Raw genomic sequence first — 19,675 nt, forward strand, 5'->3', positions numbered from 1 at the left:
TACTATTTAGGAGGCAAAAAATGTGTATCACGATTATTCAAGGAATCCCTGTCGCGGCAGATCCTTCGCTGTCACAGGAACAAATTAGTCAACTTGTATCAGAATTGAAGCAGACCTGGACTTGGGAAGGCAGACAGGTCGGAAGAGTGGAGATCATTTGTGCCGGACAGATGATTCATCTCTTGGCATACGAGAAACCGGCTTTTCAGTGCATACCTTTGAACCCTAACGAAACAAAAGGAGGAAACCAATGCTACAGTTAAAATTTTTGACCAGAATCCAAATACCCAGAAAGAAACTATATTACGGCTTGATTGCAGTAGGAGTTGGTGCATGCGTTATCGGAGGTAGCCTTGCCTGGGCAAAAAATACCAGTAATAAACCGATAGCTGAAGAGATTGCAATGGTACGCACTATTGTCGTCGGTGCTACAGGAACCGCACAAGACTATACATATTCAGGAGAAGTCCGCGGACGGTTTGAAAGTCAATTAGCCTTTCAGGTGAGTGGGAAAATTATAAAGCGTAATGTGCAACTCGGTACAACTGTCAATGCTGGCGACGTGTTGATGCAAATTGATCCTAGAGATCTTCAACAAAACGTAAGCAGCAGTTCAGCACAAGTATCTTCAGCTGAGTCACAACTTAAGCTTGCTGAAAGTAATCTGCAGCGCTATCGCCAACTCTTAGAAACCGGTGCTATCAGCCGTGCACAATTTGACCAATACACCAACTCCTATGAAGTAGCCCTCGCTGCTGTACGGCAGGCTTCTGCCCAATATGCGCAGGGGAGTAATCAATTAGATTATAGTCTCTTACGAGCCGATAAACCAGGTGTTGTTACCAGTATAACTGCTGAAATGGGACAGGTGGTGACTGCTGGGCAAACCGTTATTACTGTAGTGCAAGATGGTGAACGTGAGGTGGAGATTAGTGTCCCGGAAAACCGTCTAGAAGAATTGCGTAAAGCCGGTCAAGTTAAGGTTACCTTTTGGGCTCTGCCCAATGTAACTGTAAATGGCGCTATAAGAGAGATTGCTCCCATGGCAGATCAAGCCACCCGTACTTTTAAAGTCCGAGTAAGCTTAGTTAACCCTCCGGCGGAAATAAAGCTAGGAATGACTGCTGCCGTTACCGTAGCTAACAGTACGCAGCCCCAAATTACGGTTCCACTTACGGCTGTTTATCAAGATGGCGATACGCCCAAAGTGTGGGTGATAAAAGAGGATACCCTGACGCTTTGCCCAATTCAAACCGGCGGCTTAGGCAACGGAACTATTCAAGTATTAAGCGGCCTCCAGCAAGGGGAACGGATCGTAATTGCAGGAGTGCATAAGCTCAAAGAAGGGCAAAAGGTAAAATTCGGTGGTGCTTCGTTATGAATGGTTTTAATTTAACCAAATGGTCACTTGAACATAAGCAATTCATTTATTTCTTCATCATGCTTTTCTTTCTTGCCGGCATCATTTCTTATAATAAGTTAGGCCGTATGGAAGATCCTGACTTTACGATCAAACAAATGGTAGTAACGGTTGCCTGGCCGGGAGCTACCGCTCGCCAAATGGAAGAGCAAGTGACCGATAAAATTGAAAAAAAGCTTCAAGATTTGCCTGGCCTTGATTTCCTGAAAAGCTATTCTACTCCTGGGGGCAGTGTCATTTACGTCAATCTTAAAGATATGGTACCGAAGGCGGAAGTTCGCGGCAGGTGGGTAGAAGCTCGCAACATGGTTAATGATATGACCAGTTCATTATCGGATGGAGTCGTGGCTCCTCAGTTTAATGACCGGTTTGATGAAGTCTACGGTGTTGTGTATGCCTTAACTGGTGACGGCTATTCTTATGAAGAGATGCGGGAAAAAGCCGAAAGAATTCGTCGCATCCTACTCGGTGTTTCCAGCGTGAAAAAAGTGCAATTATTAGGGGTTCAAACTGAGAAAATCTATATTGAAATAGAAAATAGTAAGCTCGCTCAATTAGGAATCGATCCCAGCTTAATAACTGCCACCCTGCAGACCCAAAATTCCCTGTCTGCCGCTGGTATGCTTGAAACTGCCACTGATAATGTGTACTTGCGGGTTACTGGTATATTTGAAAATCTTGACCAGCTTCGCGAGACACCAATTCAAGCAGGCGGCCGTACCTTCCGTTTAGGTGATATAGCCAAAGTCACTCGAGCCTACGCGGAACCAAGCGACCCTAAGTTTTATTATAATGGCGTTCCAGCCCTGGGAATTTCGCTAGCTATGGAATCAGGCGGTAATATTCTTACCCTTGGGGAAAACCTAGAGAAAACAATCGCGCAGATCAAGCAAGAACTGCCTGCCGGACTAGAACTTCATCAGACGGTCAATCAACCGAAGGTAGTAGAAACTTCAATTAATGAGTTTGTAAAATCGTTGGCTGAAGCGATCATTATTGTCCTTATTGTAAGTTTTGCCAGTCTTGGTGTTCGCTCCGGCATCATCGTAGCGCTGAGCATTCCTTTGGTTATTGCGATCGTATTTACCTTTATGAACCTTATGGGGATTGACCTGCAGAGAATATCTTTAGGAGCCCTTATTATTGCATTAGGGCTGTTAGTCGACGATGCAATTATCACCATTGAAACCATGGTTGTTAAGCTGGAAGAGGGCTGGAGCAGATTTGATGCTGCTTGTTTTGCCTATACCTCTACCGCATATCCACGCTTAACTGGTGAGCTTGTCACAGTCGCAGGGTTTATTCCTGTTGGTTTTGCACCAGGCAGCGCTTCTGAGTATTGTGCTACCATCTTTTCTGTTGTAGCTATTTCGTTACTTACCTCATGGATTGTCGCCGGTACGGCCACACCATTATTAGGTTACTTATTCATAAAAATTAAACCTAAGACCCATGACGAAGATGGGGCTAACTTACATAACTCTAAATTTTATCTATTGTTTACAAAAGTTTTAACTTGGTGTTTGAACCACCGCAAATTCGTGTTAACCGCTACCGCGGGATGCTTTTTTGCATCGATTAGTTTACTGGGATTAGTTAGACAAGAATTTTTTCCTGCATCTACCCGCCCGGAGCTTATTATTCAGTTGAATCTACCAGAAGGTGCTAATGTCAAAAGCAGTGATGAAATCGCGCGGCAGTTTGCAGAGAAATTAGATGGAGATCCGTTGATCGATTTCTATACTTATCACGTAGGTGAAGGCGCTCCCCGTTTCGTCTTAAGCTTTGAGCCTACATTCAACAAAACTAACTTCTCTGAGTTTGTAATCGTAGCTAAAGATGCTGTGGCTCGTGACCAATTGCAGATCAAACTAAGAAAAGCTCTAAATGATGAATTTCCCGATGTTCTGGCCCATAGTAAGGTCATTGCTAATGGCCCGAGCGCTGACTATCCGGTTATGCTGCGTGTCAAAGGTGTCGACCACGATAAAGTCCGGGAAATTGCCAAACAGGTTGAAAAAATTATGGCGGCTAATCCTAGCGTAACAAGTACAAATTTAAACTGGTATGAAAAAAGTAAAGTGATCCATCTGGAAATTGATCAGGATAAAGCTAGAAAGTTAGGTATCGCTTCGCAAACTTTGTCTACTTCTCTTCAAACACAGTTATCTGGTGCGCCGCTTTCCGAATTTCGGGACCGTGATAAAACAATTAGTATGGTCTTTCGCTTTGATGCCGAGAATCGTAATGATCCATCCCGTCTGAAAGACCTCAACATACATATTGGCAACGGTAAGTATGTTCCTCTCGATCAAATTGCAAAAATCAAATTTGATGCAGAAGAGGGGTTGGTTTACTGGTATAATCTAAAGCCCATGATTATCGTTCAGGCAGAAATTAAACCCGGCTTAACCGGTGACGATGTTACGGAACAAGTATACAAGGGTCTTGACGAATTGCAGGCTTCGCTGCCACTTGGCTATAGTATCGAATACGATGGCTCGAAGGAATCCAGCATCAAAGCTTCCGAGTTTATCTCCAAACCTGTACCGGTAATGATTATAGCGATTATGATCCTCTTAATGATTCAACTGCAGAATATCCCTAAAATGGTATTAACTCTGCTGACTGCTCCGCTTGGTATCATCGGTGTTACCATTGGACTGTTGCTAACAGGAAAGCCTATGGGCTTTGTCGTTCAGTTGGGAATTTTGGCCTTGGCCGGAATTATTATGCGAAACTCAGTCATCTTGATGGATCAGATTGACCAGCAGCAAGCTGCCGGAGAAACATTATGGGATGCCATTATTAATGCTACTCTCATTCGTTTCCGCCCAATATTATTAACAGCAGCAGCGGCTATCCTGGGGATGATCCCCCTGGTTTCCAGTATCTTTTGGGGGCCTATGGCTATCGCTATCGCTAGCGGGTTATTTGGTGCAACTATATTGACACTCTTGGTATTACCCACAATGTATGCGGCGTGGTATAAAGCTAAATCTAATCAGAGTCAACATAGTACTTCCGAATCACATCTAAATCTGAACTGATCTATCCTAAAATAGCGGAAGCTAAAATTATAAGTTAGGGTACGTCTTTTGCTCAATAATAGGTGGATTTGCAAGGCCAACGGATTGCCTCCACCAATCATATGTACAAAAAGGAGAGGAACACCTCGACGTGCTCCTCGTAGATAACCATCGGCTTTCGCCATAGACTCGGCGAAAGTCGTGTTTTTCTTTGCAACAGGGCATGCAGGAATAAGATGAGTGATAGCGAATATGACAATAGAATATTTTTATAATATAACAATAGTTAATCTATTGCAAATCTATGATAGGTGGTCTATGAAGGATAAAATAGTTGTTGGTATTGATGCTGGTTCCTCAGCCATTAAACTTAGCTTGTATGATGGCGAAACCATGGAAAGCTTTCTAAGCCCTGCTGGCTGGAACCCCAAGGAACAAGCAGCTGGTCTGCTGCAGGAAACGCTTGCCGCAAGGGGCATCAATTGTGCTGCCTACATCGTGGGAACAGGCTACGGGCGGCTCAATCTGCCGTTTGTAACCAAGGCCATGACCGAGATAACCTGCCATGCCAGGGGCGCGGTCTACCTGATGCCTGAGGCCAGGACTGTCATTGATATCGGTGGACAGGATGCCAAAGCCATTAGAGTAGATGCGCAAGGTAAGGTGCAGGATTTTGTTATGAATGATAAATGCGCCGCGGGAACAGGCCGGTTTTTGCAGGTTATGGCTAATGCGCTAGGTCTTGATGTTGCTGAGATTGGCAGTATTGAGGTCGGGGTTGGCAGCCAAGTGTGCACGATAAATTCCATGTGCACCGTATTTGCTGAATCTGAGGTTATCGGTCTTGTCAACAGGGGTGTTTCCCGTGAGGCTATCATTGCTGCCCTATATGTATCAATTGCTAACCGCGTGGCTGCTATGGCGGCAGGGATTCAGCCAGCGCCGCCGGTAGCCTTTACTGGTGGTGTGGCGAAGAATCAGGCGCTCAAGTGTCAGCTTGAGATCAGGCTGGGGCTACCGGTCATTACTGTAGAGCAGGCGGTATTTGCTGGTTCTATCGGGGCTGCGCTGTACGCCTGGGATGCTCTTAATAAATAGTTTTAAAAGAATATATAGATGGGGGAGAAGTATATGTCAGATCCGTTTACTATGCTCAAAAATATTAAAGAGACAGGTAAGAAAGTGGTGGGTTTTTACTGTGTCTATGCGCCGCAAGAGGTCGTACTGGCTGCTGATGCACTGGGGTTTGCCCTGTGCGCTACCAAAGAAGAGCCAATTGCCGACGGTGAGAAAACACTACCGCGTAATTTTTGCCCACTCATTAAATCCTCTTATGGTTTTGCCGTGACTGATAAGTGTCCATATTTTGTGCACTCAGACATCATTATTGGTGAAACAACTTGTGACGGCAAGAAAAAAATGTTTGAGCTCATGAAAACCTTTAAACCTGTGCATGTAATGAAACTGCCGCAGAGTTATCTTGATGAAAGCGATAAGGCGTATTGGTTGAATGAGGTAAAAATACTGAAAGAACTCTTGGAAGTAGAGCTCGGAACTACGATTACTGATGAAAAACTACGGGAAGCCATTAAGATACTGAATGAAGAACGCCTCCTTATGCAGCAACTGGCTGAATATATGAAAAATGACCCAGTACCCATGACCGGACAAGACTTCCTAAAACTTATGTGGGGCCGGAATTTTGTCACCGATCGAGCTGACTTTGCTGAGCAAATTAAGGCGATTATCAGTGATATGGAAGATAGTGTGGCCAAGGGCGAAGCCGCTATGCCTAAAGGTGCAAAGCGGATTCTGGTTACTGGTGTGCCGACAGGTGTAGGCGCTGAAAAGGTGATAAAAATTATCGAGGACTGTGGCGCAGCTGTTGTGTATATCGAAAATTGTTCAGGTATGAAACAGTTTGTTACCCTTGTAGATGAGACCAAGCCGCCGCTGGAGGCTATTGCCGAGAAATATTTGGCAACCCCCTGTTCCTGTATGAGTCCTAATCCGATCCGCCAGCAGCATCTTGTCCAGTTGGTGAAGGACTATCGTGCTGACGGGGTTGTTGATATTACTTGGCAAGGCTGCCATACTTATAATGTGGAAAGCCGGGTAGTTAAAGAGTTCTTGAAACAGAACGGTGATATCCCATTCCTGCAAGTGGAGACTGACTACTCCCAAGGCGATGTCGAACAAATAAAAACAAGGATTCAGGCTTTCTTGGAGATGATGGCGTAATTAAATACGCTTCTGGCAAACAGTCTCAACTGGACATCCTGCGCAGGACGGTTTCTTTTTGCAGTGCCGTTTCGCGTGTTCAACAATCAGAGCGTGAAACTCGTTATATAGGTACACATCTCTGGGCAGGCTTGCCTCAATCTTCAGGCGCAAGTCGTCATAGGCAGTTGGTATGTCATAACCAAGCCTGGACAATATGCGTTTCGTATAGGTATCTATTACAAAAAACGGCTTATGCAAGGCGTATAGCAAAATAGAATCGGCGGTTTCTCTGCCGATGCCTTTGACTGAGAGCAGTTCAGTTCGGAGCAATTCACCATCAATGTGGGCTGCCTTTTCAATGGTATACTCATACTTTCCATACCACTCGGTAAGTGCCTTGAGTTTGATCGCCTTTTGATTATAATACCCGCTTGAACGAATGATCTGGGCTAGTTCATCGCAATTTACATGGGCAATAAAGGCTGGGGATAGGCGGTCACCAAAGTTGGCTATGGCCTTTCCAACGTTGGTCCAGGTGGTGTTTTGTGTCAGGATGGCACCAACCATCATTTCAAAAGGGGTTTTTGCAGGCCACCAATGCCGTTTGTTATAAGCGTGTAGAAGGGTACAAAATAATTCATGCAATCCGTTCATTGATCAAGCTCCTTTGGTAGCTAAGTAGTCATGTATTGTATCAATGTGCAGGTAGTCCATTCAGAGAAGAACGATATGTGTCTTTTATTATAATATGCAGGCCTATTTATAGCAAAACGTTAAAACGATACTTGACAAATAAATTCTGCTTAGGTATCATGTATACATCTACTTGAAAAGTTAATATTTTACTCTTATCCAGAGAGGTCGAGGGACTGGCCCGATGACACCCAGCAACCGGCGTAATTACGCAGTGGTGCTAATTCCAGCAGGAATCAGTAGAATTCCTGGGAGATGAGAGGGGATTGGCCGCAAATAATGAGCCCCCTCTTAGCGAGGGGGCTTTTAAATTTTTAAAACTAGTCAATAGTTAAGGTAAGTACATTGAAAAGGAGGGTTTGCATCCATGGTTGTTACCTTTTTTCCTGGCTTTAAGTGGCGGCCGCAGCTCAAGCTAGCGCAGGTAGCCTGTCCGGAAAATCCGCTCGAACTAACGCAGGGTGGCTATTTAACCGACGTTACGGTAGCCTATGAGACTTACGGCAAACTGTCAGACGCTCGAGATAATGTGATTCTGGTGGCTCATGCGTTAACTGGCGACAGTCATCCTGCGGCCCATGACCAGTATGACGGGCAGGGCTGGTGGGAACCGTTAATCGGCCAAGGGCGACCTCTTGATACTGATCGGTTTTTTGTTATTTGCGCCAATGTATTGGGCGGCTGCCAAGGGACAACAGGTCCGGCTTCACCTGACCCCGCTAGCGGTAAACCGTACGGAATGAGTTTTCCAGAGGTTACGATTAAAGATATGGTGCAGGTACAGAAGCGCCTGCTGGATGTGCTCGGAATTCAGCATTTGGCGATGGTTGTTGGCGGTTCGATGGGGGGGATGCAGGCGCTTCAGTGGGTGGTAAGTTATCCTGGATTTATAGATGCAGCCATTATTATTGCCGCTCCAGGCTATTCAGCACCACAGGCCATTGCTTATAATCGCGTAGGTCGTCAGGCCATAATCCTTGATCCTGCCTGGCAAAACGGTGAATACTACGGCGAGCTGGGGCCGAAAAAAGGTCTTGCTGCCGCCAGAGCGCTGGGGCTGATTACCTATCAGAGTGAAGTGTCCATGGCTAATAAATTTGGCCGCCGGACGCGCGGCGGGCAGTTTGAGGTTGAAAACTACCTTGACTACCAAGGGGAAAGCATTGTCAAAAGGTTTGATGCCAATTCCTATTTGTATCTGCTGCGAGCAATGGATCTCTTTGATGTAAGCACTGGATACGCCTCCTACGAGGCGGCATTGGCTCAGATTGACGCCCGGGTATTGGTGGTAGGGATAAGTTCAGATATTTTATATCCACCTTACCAGCAGGAAGAATTGGCAGAAACTATGCGCAGGGTGGGTGTTCGCACCGACTTTGCCGTTATTGACAGTCCGCACGGGCATGACGGATTTTTGATTGACTTTCAGTTGCTTAGACCCGTATTGTCCAGATTTATCAACAAGGCATTGCCAGTCGCTGCACCTATATCACTCAGGCAATGGGGCATGTTCAGGGCATCAAATCTGGCCTATTTAGGCGCTCGGCTAGTCCCGGAAATGCAGGTCAAAGAGGCGCAGTAGGAATAATACCTTCGAAATCCTGCAGTTATCCTGAGTCGCGGGTGATAGTTTTGACACATAATAAATAGAAAAAATGGAGGAAGAAAAAATGACCTTACCAGAAAAGTTGCGTTTTGACACGTTAGCAGTACATGCCGGCCAGCAGCCTGACCCAACAACCGGTTCCCGGGCTGTACCCTTGTATATGACGACAGCCTATAACTTCCGGGATGCCGACCATGCCGCCGATTTGTTCAGTTTGAAAGAATCGGGTAATATCTATACCCGGATTATGAACCCAACTACTGATGTATTTGAGCAGCGTATTGCCGCTTTGGAAGGTGGCGTTGGGGCGCTGGCTTTTGCCTCAGGTCACGCGGCCATTATTGCGGCTATTTTCAACATTGCCCAAGCGGGTGACGAAATTGTTAGCTCTTCCACCCTCTATGGTGGTACATACAACCTGTTTGCGCATACATTGCCCAGATTGGGGATTAAGGTCAAGTTTGTCGACCCCAGCAATCCGGAAAACTTTGCTGCGGCTATCACCCCGAATACCAAGGCTGTATATGCCGAAATTATCGGCAACCCCAAGATTGACGTGCTAGATCTTGAGAGTGTAGCTGATGTAGCCCATAAGCATGGTTTGCCGTTAATTATTGACAGTACCTTTGCTACGCCGTACCTATGCCGCCCAATTGAATTTGGGGCTGACATTGTTGTGCATTCGGCAACCAAATTTATTGGCGGCCATGGCACTTCGATGGGTGGGGTGGTGATTGATGGCGGCAAGTTTGATTGGGGAAATGGTAAATTCCCGCTCTTATCTGAGCCTGATCCCAGCTACCATGATATCAAATACACCGAGGCGCTTGGCAACCTTGCGTATATTATCCGGCTTAGAGTCCAGGTCCTTAGAGATGTGGGGGCTTGCCTGAGTCCGTTTAATAGTTTCATGTTTCTGCAAGGACTGGAAACCCTTCACCTTCGGATGGAACGCCATAGTCAAAACGCCCTGGCAGTGGCCAAATATCTTGAAAATCATGAATTGGTGTCCTGGGTCAGCTATCCGGGGCTTGCAAGCCATCCGGATAATCACCTCTCACGAAAATACTTCCCTAAAGGTGTTGGCGCTATGCTTACTTTTGGTATCAAGGGTGGGCTGGATGCTGGACGTACATTTATCAATTCGCTCCGGTTATTCTCATTATTAGCCAATGTGGGTGATGCCAAATCGCTGGTTATTCATCCGGCGAGCACTACTCATTCACAGCTGACCTCTGAGCAGCGCACAAGTGCCGGTGTATCTGATGATATGGTGCGCCTCTCGATTGGCATTGAAGATGCTGCTGATTTGGTTGAGGATTTGGCACAGGCGTTAGCGGCTGCCAGAAAATAAGTACTTCTCTCCCTCTTCCTATAGCCTCAAGTAATTATAACTATGCGTAATATGTATTTTACTTAGTAGGGCAACGTGCTTACAATAAATGTAAGCATTGAGGCGTTAGGCGAAGGGGAGAAAGTAGATGCAGGCATTACTAACATGGATATTAGGATACAAATTGCCTTATAGTAACATTGAGACAACGAAACCAGGGGTGCTTGTTGATAAGAGGGCAAAGGTTGTGCCTCTTCCTATCACGCGGGATATAACACAGACAAAAGAATTCTGGGATAAGGCAGTGATGTCATAGGGGGACTGCAGAGGAAACATTCTTGACATTAAGTGGTAAGGCCAGTCATAGTATAAGGTATATAGTTCCTTTCTTTGGAACTATATACCTTATTTTGGTAATTAGAGGTACAAGTATTTTGGATATTCTGCATTTGACATATTTTATTGAAGTCGCTAAGCAGGTAAGCTTTACCAAGGCGGCTCAAGCGCTCCATGTTTCTCAGCCGTCAATCAGCAAGATGGTGCGGAATCTGGAGGACGAACTTGGGGTTACATTAATTAACCGGTCTGCGCGCCAGATCAAGTTAACTGATGCCGGGCAGGCTCTGTATGAACGCGGCCTTAAGATTATTGACTCGTTCAACAATGTAGCCGCCGATCTTGATGACTTGATGGGCGGACGCAAGGGGCAGATTCGCATTGGTATTCCACCGATGGTTGAGACAAGCTTTTTTGCCATCGCCATCGGCGAATTTAAGAAAAAGTACCCTAACATCATTATCGATTTGGTGGAAGTCGGCTCCAAAGCTGTAGAAGGCATGGTTGAGGAGGGTAAGCTTGATATTGGCGTAGTCGTATTACCAGTAAAGAACAAAGCGGATTTTTCGATGTTCGCTTTTGTCAAAGATCCGATTTTGCTTATCGTCCACCCTGAGCACCGGCTAGCTGCACAGGATATCGCCCATATTGCCGACTTAGAGAATGAATCTGTTGTTATGTTCCGCAAGGACTTTGCCCTGCATGATCATATTGTGGAAAAATGCCGCGAGCATGGGTTTATGCCTAAGGTATTATGCGAAAGCTCCCAGTGGGATTTTATGGTGGAAATCGTGGCTGCCAAACTGGGTGTAGCCTTACTGCCTAAAGTGGTATGCGACAAGCTTGGCCGTGATGTTGTTAAGTCCCTGCCAATTGCCGAGGAAATTAGGCCCTGGCATTTGGCTGTAATCTGGAAAAAGGATACATACCTGTCATTCGCTGCCCGCGAATGGCTAAAATATGCCGCCTGTTTATTTGGTGTTGAAGTAACCTTAGACTAAAGCCGGACTCAAGCAGAGTCCGGCTTTTTTACACAAAAAAAAAGCCTTAGACACCTGGTCTTTTGGCTCATGACGTGGGCATAATTAATGCCTATAGTCAGTTTACACTTTGCGTTGATAAAGGTAAAATACATAATAAGCATAACTGCTATTACCGAAAGTTATAGGGATTTTAGATATTCTCTTTTTGCACTGTAATGGGTTATACAGGATATTTGCTTGTGTAGCGCGAAGTACAGGAAATATAATCTAAGGAAATCGAGACGTGAAGGGTTGGAGACATTTTGCGATTTGAAGATATTTGTACTGTATTTTGGCGGGACTGGGTAGTATTAAACCGGCGGCTGGTCAAGTTTGTTTTATCCCGGATGATTAGCCCTGTATTATATCTGGTAGCATTTGGCTGGGGGTTGGGGCGCAGCCTATCGGTTAATGGCGGAAGCTATCTGGACTTTATCCTGCCAGGAATTATGGCGCTTAATGCTATGAATATCAGTTTCAGCGCTGTTGGTTCGCCGCTCAACATGAGTCGGTTATATCATAAAACTTTGGAAGAGTACCTTATTGCACCGATTAGTCCAGGGTCGTTTGTGGTGGGAAAGGTAATGGCCGGAGCGCTTCGGGGCCTAATTTCCTGTACGATAATATTTGTATTGGCATTTTTATTTGGGGCCAAGATTGCAATCAGTGCTGGTTTTCTTCTGACACTGGCGCTCACGTGTCTGCTGTTTGCTGCTATGGGGTTAGTGGCGGCCATGCTGATCAATTCGCATGAAGATATGGCCAGTTTTACTACATATGTGCTTCTTCCAATGTCTTTTTTGTGTGCAACATTTTTTTCACCTGACCGTCTGCCGCTTGCGCTGCGCTGGTTCATTGACGTGTTGCCGTTAACCCATGCTACCTATGCGTTACGGGCCATCGGCGGAGGACTGGAAACGCCTTGGCTATCTGTCGGTGTTTTAGCGTTATATACCGTGCTGCTGCTCGCTATTGGTGTGTGGACTATGATTCGGGTAAGGGACTAAGGAAAGTATAAGGCTATAGAAAAAACAACAGGTAGAATGCTCGAATTGCATTCTACCTGTTGTTTTTTCTATAACGTCATTACTACTTTTCCCAGTACATGGCTGACTGGAACAGGACCGATATAGCGGCTATCGCTGGAGTTGTTTCTGTTGTCACCTAACACATATACTTGACTTGGCGGCACTATGACCTTTTTGGGAGTAGCGGCGCGCATGACTTCTTTGATATAAGGCTCATCAAGTTGTGTGCTGTTGCGGTATACTTTGCCGTCTTTAATCTCAATGGTGTCGCCAGGTTTGCCGATAACCCGCTTAATCCAAATATGATTATCAACCTCAGCCAGTTTGGCAACACTCAGGTAGGTGGAGACTGGGTCAGCAAGGTCGTCTTTCACGCTTCGGTCACGGAATACGCGGCTGTCAATAATCACAATATCGCCATAGTCAGGCGCATTGGCAAAAGTATGAGACAGCTTTGAAACAAATACGTAATCATTATTGTGAAGGTTGGGTTCCATCGAGCTGCCTACTACCCGGGTAGGTTGAAATACAAAGGCGTTAATCACAATGGCTAGCGCTAAGGCCACGGCCAGGCTGTATGTCCAGTCGGCAATTTCTTTAATTAATTTCATTATTGAATTCCCCCTAACATTAAAATTTTAACAGATAGCTTTGACGGGGGCAAGGATTATTAATGAGTTGGGTAAAACTTGCTCAGTAATAAATTGCCTTCTTTGGTAACAAACTAAGCGAAGAAAACCAAAGGAGGGAATAACAGTCCATGGCTAACGATACCTTAATCAAAAGTGAAGATACCACCAGTCGCGGCGATGTTGAGTCAGTGCCCAATAAAGGTGATGCCAGCGGCACAAATAATCCTGATGAGCATTTTGATGTTCATAAGAATGCTAAGAAGTATTATGATATTGAAAAAGTTCCAGCTTCTATGCCTGAAGTACACAAATGGCAGCGTGAACACATCAAAGTTCACGACCAAGGCAAAGATGGTTTTCCACTAAACGTCATTGTTGATCCGGCCATGCGTGAAATGTATCAGCATGTACATGCCCAAGGCCTAACCAACGTGTTTGACCGTTTTGAACAGCAGGAAAAAATCCGCTGCACCTTCTGTACCTCTGGCCTATCCTGTCAGCTCTGTGCCAATGGTCCCTGTCGCATCAATGCCAAATCACCACGCGGCAATTGTGGCGTTGATGCCGACGTCATGGTGGCTAGAAACTTTGTTTACCGCCATGTCACCATTGGTACGTCGGCAAACATATTCCATGCTCAGCAAGCAGCCCGCACATTGAAGGCGGCTGCCGAAAAGCCGGAGAGCGGCCTTAAAATACGGGATACGCAAAAGCTGCTGAAATATGCTGAAATGGCTGGCCTAAACAGTCATGAAGATGTTAATAAAGTAGCGATTAACTTTGCAAATTGGGTTCTTGAGGATATGGGCAAACCCTACTGGGAAGAAGCGGCTATGGTGAAAGCTTTTGCCCCTCCCAAACGGCAGGAGTTGTGGCGTAAGCTTAACATATTCCCGGGCGGTGGCTTCAGTGAGGTCGGTTTTGCTCAAACCAAGTGCATGACCAACCTTAATGCTGATCCTGTCGACTTTCTGTTAACTTCTGTCCGGCTGGGTATCATCAACGAATATCAAGGCCTGTTCGCGCTTGATATTCTTCAGGAAATTCTGATGGGCACCCAAAAAATCCGCACTGCCAAGCAGAATATGGGCCTCCTGAAACAAGACATGGTCAATGTTATTACCAATGGGCATATGCCTCTTACCGCGCATATTGTCATTGAATTGGCTTCTACGCCTGAGTGGCAGGAGAAAGCCAAGAAGGCCGGTGCCAGCGGTCTTCAAATCCTCGGTCATGTATGCGAAGGACAGCAACTCCTGAACTATAAAGACACTGGGGAAATGAGCGCATATGCCGGGCAGGAAGGCGAGTGGCTGAGCGAGGAATATCTCTTGGCAACAGGCGCTGTTGACCTCTTTATGTTTGACTATAACTGCACTATTCCTACTCTGCCACTCTATGCGAAACGTTTTGGCACAACAATGGTGAGCACGCACGAAGTTATTCGTATGCCCGGCACTGAGGTTGTCGAGTTTAAGCCTGAAGAAATGAAGAAACAGGCTGAAAAGATTCTCGATATGGCCATTGCCGCATTTGCTAAGCGCAAAACAGAAAACCGTGAAGTATATATTCCACCCCATGTATCTGAAGGCTGTGTGATTGGTTTTAGTACAGAATCGGTGAAAGAAGCTCTTGGCGGCACCTGGAAACCACTTATCGATGCTATTGCCGCCGGTAAAATCCGCGGTATTGCCACTATCGTCGGCTGCACCACAGCCCGCTACGGTCAAGGAGGCAGCAACATCTTCCGCATTACCAAAGGTCTGATCGAGAAGGATATCCTGATACTCTCAGGCGGCTGTACCTCGTCAGTTATGCAGTATACCGGCTTAACCAATCCACAGGCTGCTGAAGAATGCGGCCCTGGCCTAAAAGAAGTCTGCAAGGCCCTTGGCATTCCGCCTGTTCTCTCATATGGCGCTTGTGTTGATATTGGCAAAATGACCCAAACGGCAAAGGAAATTGCTGACGCTCTAGATGTTGACACCAATAAACTGCCAATTGTTATCGGTGCACCAGAATATCTTGAGCAAAAAGCTGTTGCTGATGCCTGCACCGCCATTGCATTAGGCTGGCTGGTGCATGTTGCTCCTGTACCGTCGGTCACTGGCAGCGATCTTGTTGTCAAGACGCTGACCGAAACCACCGAAACGCTCGGGTTGGGAAAACTCACAGTAGAAACCAGCGCAGATAAAACGGTGCAAATCTATGTTGATCATATTGAGAAAAAACGCAAGGAACTAGGCCTACAGTAAAAAAACAGCTTGGTCGTCGGTTAAAAGGCGAGATTGCTTTACATGCGTTCGCAATGACGCGGGTATTATCCCTAATGTCATTTGCGGGTGGCAGCGTAGCAATCCCGCCTTTTATAATATGAGCTAGGCCACAAATAATAGTTTAATTATGGGAAATAGTCGATTAGCCGTCGAAGATAAGCTATAATAGTAAATGATAAAAAATTTACCAATTGGCATCGTGCGTTTTGGGAAGATTATCGAGGAGGATTCGTAAATGCAGCAAGACCAAAAAAAAGATATAAATACGGTATTAGAAGCATTTAACCAATTGGCGCCATATCTCAAACAATTATTTGAGGATGATGTCACCTTATCAGTGACTGATAAAGACAAATACTTAAAAATACTCCATAGCCCAAGCATCAAGGTCAGTGTCAAAGACGGGGACAAGCTGCCGGCAGGTTCTGCTTCAACGCAGGCGATTGTACAGGGGAAAACAATGTCGATGGTAATTGATAAAGAGATAGTCGGCATAGATTTAAGATCAATAGACGTTCCTGTTAAGGATGAGATCGGCAACGTGATTGGTACGATCGGAATCGCTAAAAATCTCAACAGGCAGCGTGAAGTATATAATTTAGCCAACAGTCTCTCGGCTTCACTTCGGCAAATTACCGACGGCATCAGCCATGTGGCTGCCGGTGTTCAAGATTTGGTGAGCTCTAACAAAGAATTACTACAGTATACTGATGATGCTAAAAACGATACTAAAAATACCGATGAAGTCATCACTTTTATCAAAAATGTGGCTGGGCAAACCAATCTCTTAGGCTTAAACGCTGCCATCGAGGCTGCTCGTGCGGGTGAGCTTGGACGGGGGTTTAGCGTCGTTGCCGAGGAAATCAGAAAGCTGTCAAGCTCCAGCAATGAGAGCATAAGCCAGATTAATGCTATCCTGCAGCGGGTCCAAACCCAGGTAACGTTGATTGGACAAGGAATTCATAAAGCTAATTCGGTTGTTGAGGAACAGGCCGCGGCTATCGAGGAGATTACCGCATCCATTCAAGAGCTTAATGCTACTGCTAATATTCTTGAGAACATGGCAGAGAAGTTGTAATAAGTGAGACTGTCTAGAAATTTTCAAAGTAAATGAGGCCGCCTGAAGCCTGGTGGTGACTGTATTTGTAATTGGAGGAACTATGAAAAATAAAATTGAGCAATATTTCTGGGTTGCCATTGGCTGCGTGGTTTGCAGTATTTCGATTAATGCTTTTTTGGTGCCACATCACCTGTTAAGTGGAGGGGTTTCAGGCCTAGCTATCATTTTCTACTTTCTGTTTGGATTGCCGATTGGCGCTCAAGTCTTTGTGATGAATCTCCCCTTGCTTTATGCTGCCTATCGGCTGCTGGGTAGGGACTATACGATTGGTACTATATATGGAACAATTCTCTTTTCGCTAACTATCGACGCCACCCGTTTCGTTTCAGAGTACAATCTTATTGATGATCCGCTTATTTCCGCTATCACCGGCGGTGTGATAGCTGGAATTGGCAGCGGCCTTATTTTTCGTGTGAATGGCAGTGCGGGCGGATTAGATATTGTTGCCGCCATTGTCAAGAAATACTGGGCACTGAATTTTGGCGTAGTTGGTTTTGCTATCAACTGCGTGATTATGGTTGTTGCCGCTATGTTGTTTGGTCTTAAACTGGCGATGCTGACACTGATTGCAATGTTTCTGAGCGCTAGCCTGACAGACAAAGTAGTGGAAGGTTTTAACCGCAAGAAAACTATTTTTATCGTGTCCTACAACACTGACGATATTGTTGAAGCTATTTTAAAAGAGGTCGGTCGGGGTGTTACCATTCTGCATGGACAAGGGGCTTTTACCCGTCAAAGCAAGCAGGTGATATTTGTTGTTGTCAGCCTTACGCAGATTGCCAAAATAAAACAGCTTGTACATGAATGTGATCCGCAGGCATTTATGATTGTACAGGATGCGGCTGAGGTAATGGGGCGGGGCTTTACCCTACCGAACTCCAGGCAAATATAATGTGTGAATTTACATAATATTATAGCGATGTTTTTATTGATTTAATTAAATTCTTTTGGTACAATGTATACATACGGCCAACCAATCAGAATAACTTCCTGGAGGGACTAGGAGGACGGGATTTTTCGACTAAAGAAAGATTCCAGAATTTTAGCCACAGCTAATGTACCCCGGGAAGCTCCTTCTAACCGGATGTCCGCCTTCAAATTAAACGGAGGTGCATTCGTATGAACGGACAGGAATTTATGTTGTTATCACTGGTGGGAATTGGTTGGGTATTGGCACTTTACCACCAGTCATGCAAGCTTCTGGGTCTTCATTCCCAAAAAGAATAGGGCGCGACGCCATGGTAAAAAATCACCAGTTGAGTGTAAAGCTCAACTGGTGATTTTGTTTTTATAGTCATAAGTCATATTGGTTGGTTGGAGAATATTCCAATTGGTAGTTGGCTATAGTAGAAAATTTGCTAAAATGATAGTTGGATGGTACCAATCCGAATACTTCAAAAGAAGAGTGGTTAGATGCGCATCTCAATTAATCGCAATGCCGATACTCCTATTTATTTGCAAATCAAAAATCAGCTGCGGGATATGATCTTTTCCGGGGTATTGCCCGAAGATTTTTTGCTGCCGCCAGAACGAAGTCTGGCAAAAACACTGGAAGTTAACCGCAGCACGGTGATTAAGGCATACCAGGAACTCAAGGCTGACGGCCTGGTGGATTCACATGTCGGTAGAGGCACAGTCATTCTTTCGCAAGCGGCTAAAAAATTATCACTAATGGAGGGATATATAAATCCTCTTCCATGGTATCAGCTTTTCACTGAGAGTATAACCTCGAGCAATGATACCATTATTGGAGACATTATGGCTATGACTGGTGGGGACGTAATTTCTTTTGCCGGCGGTATCCCGGCTCCAAATTTGTATCCTGTAAAAATAATGGAAGAAATTCAAAAAGAACTCTTTCAAAAAAATGGTCAGGAGCTGTTTTTGCACAGTCCGGTAGAGGGATATTATCCGCTCAGGGAGAGTATTAGCTATCTGCTGCGTCAACGTCAGCAGATTACTGCATCGCCTAAAGACGTTGTTGTACTCTCCGGTTCGCAGCAAGGCCTGGACTTTGCTGCAAGAATATTTATTAGGCCAGGCGACACGGTTATTGTGGAAGAGCCTACTTTCTTCGGGGCTATCCAGATATTTCGGTCAGCTGGGGCGCGGGTTATTGGCGTACCTATTGACAATGACGGCATGCGCATCGACGTGTTGGAATCTTTGTTGGTACGCCATAAACCGAAATTTATTTATACATTACCTACCTTTCAAAATCCGTCCGGGGTTACCCTGAGTCTGGAGCGGCGGTATCAGCTGCTGAATTTAGCCTATCAGCACCAACTGCCTATTGTGGAAGATGACCCGTATGGTGAACTCTATTATGGCAATACGCCGGTTCCGCCACTTAAAGCGCTTGACCGCCATGGCTATGTTATCTACCTCAGTACATTTTCCAAGGCGCTATTCTTAGGGTTGCGGGTGGGCTGGGTAGCGGCTCCGCCACAGGTGCTTGCTAAATTTGCACACCTCAAGCAAATGACTGACCTCCATGTCAACACGCCTGCCCAACTCCTGCTGGATGCGTTTATTCGCAGGGGAGATTATGAAAGGCATATAGCACTACTCAGGCAGGAATATGCCGAGCGCAGGAATATCATGCTGAAGGCGTTGGAAAAATATAAGATTCCAGGTATTAGCTGGAATAAGCCTGAAGGCGGCTTCTATATCTGGTGCCGGCTGCCAGACAACATTGTCCGGCATAAGCTGGTGGCCAATGCTGGCAAACGGGGTGTTGTATTTTTGCCAGGGGAAGCCTTTTATCCAGATGGGACTCAGGGTGATACCCATATCAGGCTGAACTACACCTTTGCTAAGCCACAGCAAATTGAAGAGGGAATAAAATATCTGATGCAAGCTGTCAGGGAGACAGTAGCCGCAAGCTCTGAGCAAGAAAACAAGCGTAACATAAAACCCTTAGTATAATTAAAAAGTAAATAGAGGGAGGCAATGTT

The 19,675-nt window shown here is 45.5% G+C and carries 15 protein-coding genes and 1 riboswitch; of the genes, 13 read left to right on the plus strand and 2 right to left on the minus strand.

The window, feature by feature from the left end; all coding sequences use genetic code 11:
* Positions 1-20: 20 nt before the first annotated feature.
* From B9A22_RS00940 to B9A22_RS00960, 5 genes are all read left to right on the plus strand, one after another.
* Positions 21-263, plus strand: coding sequence for a hypothetical protein (locus B9A22_RS00940; protein WP_084573716.1), 243 nt, complete (start codon positions 21-23; stop codon positions 261-263).
* Positions 251-1,381 (plus strand): efflux RND transporter periplasmic adaptor subunit, encoded by a 1,131-nt coding sequence (locus B9A22_RS00945; protein ID WP_084573717.1) that lies wholly within the window; start codon positions 251-253, stop codon positions 1,379-1,381. Before B9A22_RS00940 ends, B9A22_RS00945 begins: the two co-directional genes overlap by 13 nt.
* The gene (locus tag B9A22_RS00950; RefSeq protein WP_084573718.1) at positions 1,378-4,470 is read left to right on the plus strand and encodes an efflux RND transporter permease subunit; all 3,093 of its coding nucleotides are present in this window, start codon (positions 1,378-1,380) and stop codon (positions 4,468-4,470) included. The genes B9A22_RS00945 and B9A22_RS00950 overlap by 4 nt, the downstream gene beginning before the upstream one ends.
* 297 nt (positions 4,471-4,767) lie before the next feature.
* On the plus strand, positions 4,768-5,547 hold the full coding sequence (locus B9A22_RS00955; protein ID WP_084573719.1) for an acyl-CoA dehydratase activase: 780 nt from the start codon (positions 4,768-4,770) through the stop codon (positions 5,545-5,547).
* A 33-nt stretch (positions 5,548-5,580) separates the two neighbouring features.
* Positions 5,581-6,690 (plus strand): double-cubane-cluster-containing anaerobic reductase, encoded by a 1,110-nt coding sequence (locus B9A22_RS00960; RefSeq protein WP_217805837.1) that lies wholly within the window; start codon positions 5,581-5,583, stop codon positions 6,688-6,690.
* Here the strand turns inward: B9A22_RS00960 and B9A22_RS00965 are convergent, their stop codons facing one another.
* The gene (locus B9A22_RS00965; RefSeq protein ID WP_084573721.1) at positions 6,691-7,326 is read right to left on the minus strand and encodes an endonuclease III domain-containing protein; all 636 of its coding nucleotides are present in this window, start codon (positions 7,324-7,326) and stop codon (positions 6,691-6,693) included. It lies immediately after the preceding gene.
* A 191-nt stretch (positions 7,327-7,517) separates the two neighbouring features.
* Positions 7,518-7,627: riboswitch (SAM riboswitch) on the plus strand.
* Between the two features lie 105 nt (positions 7,628-7,732).
* Here B9A22_RS00965 and metX point away from each other — a divergent pair.
* The 4 genes from metX (at position 7,733) to B9A22_RS00985 (ending at position 12,669) form a co-directional block, all read left to right on the plus strand.
* Positions 7,733-8,947, plus strand: coding sequence for a homoserine O-acetyltransferase MetX (gene metX, locus B9A22_RS00970; RefSeq protein WP_084573722.1), 1,215 nt, complete (start codon positions 7,733-7,735; stop codon positions 8,945-8,947).
* A gap of 88 nt (positions 8,948-9,035) precedes the next feature.
* A complete protein-coding gene (locus tag B9A22_RS00975; RefSeq protein WP_084573723.1) occupies positions 9,036-10,325 on the plus strand; it encodes a homocysteine synthase in 1,290 nt (429 codons plus the stop codon).
* A gap of 413 nt (positions 10,326-10,738) precedes the next feature.
* Complete coding sequence (locus tag B9A22_RS00980; RefSeq protein WP_084573724.1) at positions 10,739-11,641, plus strand: LysR family transcriptional regulator; 903 nt, start codon at positions 10,739-10,741, stop codon at positions 11,639-11,641.
* A gap of 284 nt (positions 11,642-11,925) precedes the next feature.
* Positions 11,926-12,669: an ABC transporter permease gene (locus B9A22_RS00985; RefSeq protein ID WP_084573725.1), complete on the plus strand. Its 744-nt coding sequence runs from the start codon at positions 11,926-11,928 to the stop codon at positions 12,667-12,669.
* Between the two features lie 68 nt (positions 12,670-12,737).
* On the opposite strand, the gene lepB is transcribed toward B9A22_RS00985, so the two are convergent.
* The gene (gene lepB / locus B9A22_RS00990; protein ID WP_084573726.1) at positions 12,738-13,301 is read right to left on the minus strand and encodes a signal peptidase I; all 564 of its coding nucleotides are present in this window, start codon (positions 13,299-13,301) and stop codon (positions 12,738-12,740) included.
* A gap of 149 nt (positions 13,302-13,450) precedes the next feature.
* On the opposite strand from lepB, the gene cooS reads away from it, so the two are divergent.
* The 4 genes from cooS (at position 13,451) to pdxR (ending at position 19,646) form a co-directional block, all read left to right on the plus strand.
* The gene (gene cooS / locus B9A22_RS00995; RefSeq protein WP_084573727.1) at positions 13,451-15,577 is read left to right on the plus strand and encodes an anaerobic carbon-monoxide dehydrogenase catalytic subunit; all 2,127 of its coding nucleotides are present in this window, start codon (positions 13,451-13,453) and stop codon (positions 15,575-15,577) included.
* Between the two features lie 256 nt (positions 15,578-15,833).
* A complete protein-coding gene (locus B9A22_RS26210; RefSeq protein WP_084573728.1) occupies positions 15,834-16,676 on the plus strand; it encodes a methyl-accepting chemotaxis protein in 843 nt (280 codons plus the stop codon).
* An 82-nt stretch (positions 16,677-16,758) separates the two neighbouring features.
* Positions 16,759-17,610, plus strand: coding sequence for a YitT family protein (locus B9A22_RS01005; RefSeq protein ID WP_084573729.1), 852 nt, complete (start codon positions 16,759-16,761; stop codon positions 17,608-17,610).
* Positions 17,611-18,131: 521 nt separating this feature from the next.
* The gene (gene pdxR, locus B9A22_RS01010; protein WP_084573730.1) at positions 18,132-19,646 is read left to right on the plus strand and encodes a MocR-like pyridoxine biosynthesis transcription factor PdxR; all 1,515 of its coding nucleotides are present in this window, start codon (positions 18,132-18,134) and stop codon (positions 19,644-19,646) included.
* Positions 19,647-19,675 lie beyond the last annotated feature (29 nt).

Source organism: Sporomusa malonica, assembly GCF_900176355.1.
GTDB lineage: Bacteria > Bacillota > Negativicutes > Sporomusales > Sporomusaceae > Sporomusa > Sporomusa malonica.

Coding starts and splice junctions, on each gene's coding strand:
- B9A22_RS00940 (WP_084573716.1), top strand. CDS start 21: ATGTGTATCACGATTATTCAAGGAATCCCTGTCGCGGCAGATCCTTCG.
- B9A22_RS00945 (WP_084573717.1), top strand. CDS start 251: ATGCTACAGTTAAAATTTTTGACCAGAATCCAAATACCCAGAAAGAAA.
- B9A22_RS00950 (WP_084573718.1), top strand. CDS start 1,378: ATGAATGGTTTTAATTTAACCAAATGGTCACTTGAACATAAGCAATTC.
- B9A22_RS00955 (WP_084573719.1), top strand. CDS start 4,768: ATGAAGGATAAAATAGTTGTTGGTATTGATGCTGGTTCCTCAGCCATT.
- B9A22_RS00960 (WP_217805837.1), top strand. CDS start 5,581: ATGTCAGATCCGTTTACTATGCTCAAAAATATTAAAGAGACAGGTAAG.
- B9A22_RS00965 (WP_084573721.1), bottom strand. CDS start 7,326: ATGAACGGATTGCATGAATTATTTTGTACCCTTCTACACGCTTATAAC.
- metX (WP_084573722.1), top strand. CDS start 7,733: ATGGTTGTTACCTTTTTTCCTGGCTTTAAGTGGCGGCCGCAGCTCAAG.
- B9A22_RS00975 (WP_084573723.1), top strand. CDS start 9,036: ATGACCTTACCAGAAAAGTTGCGTTTTGACACGTTAGCAGTACATGCC.
- lepB (WP_084573726.1), bottom strand. CDS start 13,301: ATGAAATTAATTAAAGAAATTGCCGACTGGACATACAGCCTGGCCGTG.
- cooS (WP_084573727.1), top strand. CDS start 13,451: ATGGCTAACGATACCTTAATCAAAAGTGAAGATACCACCAGTCGCGGC.
- B9A22_RS26210 (WP_084573728.1), top strand. CDS start 15,834: ATGCAGCAAGACCAAAAAAAAGATATAAATACGGTATTAGAAGCATTT.
- B9A22_RS01005 (WP_084573729.1), top strand. CDS start 16,759: ATGAAAAATAAAATTGAGCAATATTTCTGGGTTGCCATTGGCTGCGTG.
- pdxR (WP_084573730.1), top strand. CDS start 18,132: ATGCGCATCTCAATTAATCGCAATGCCGATACTCCTATTTATTTGCAA.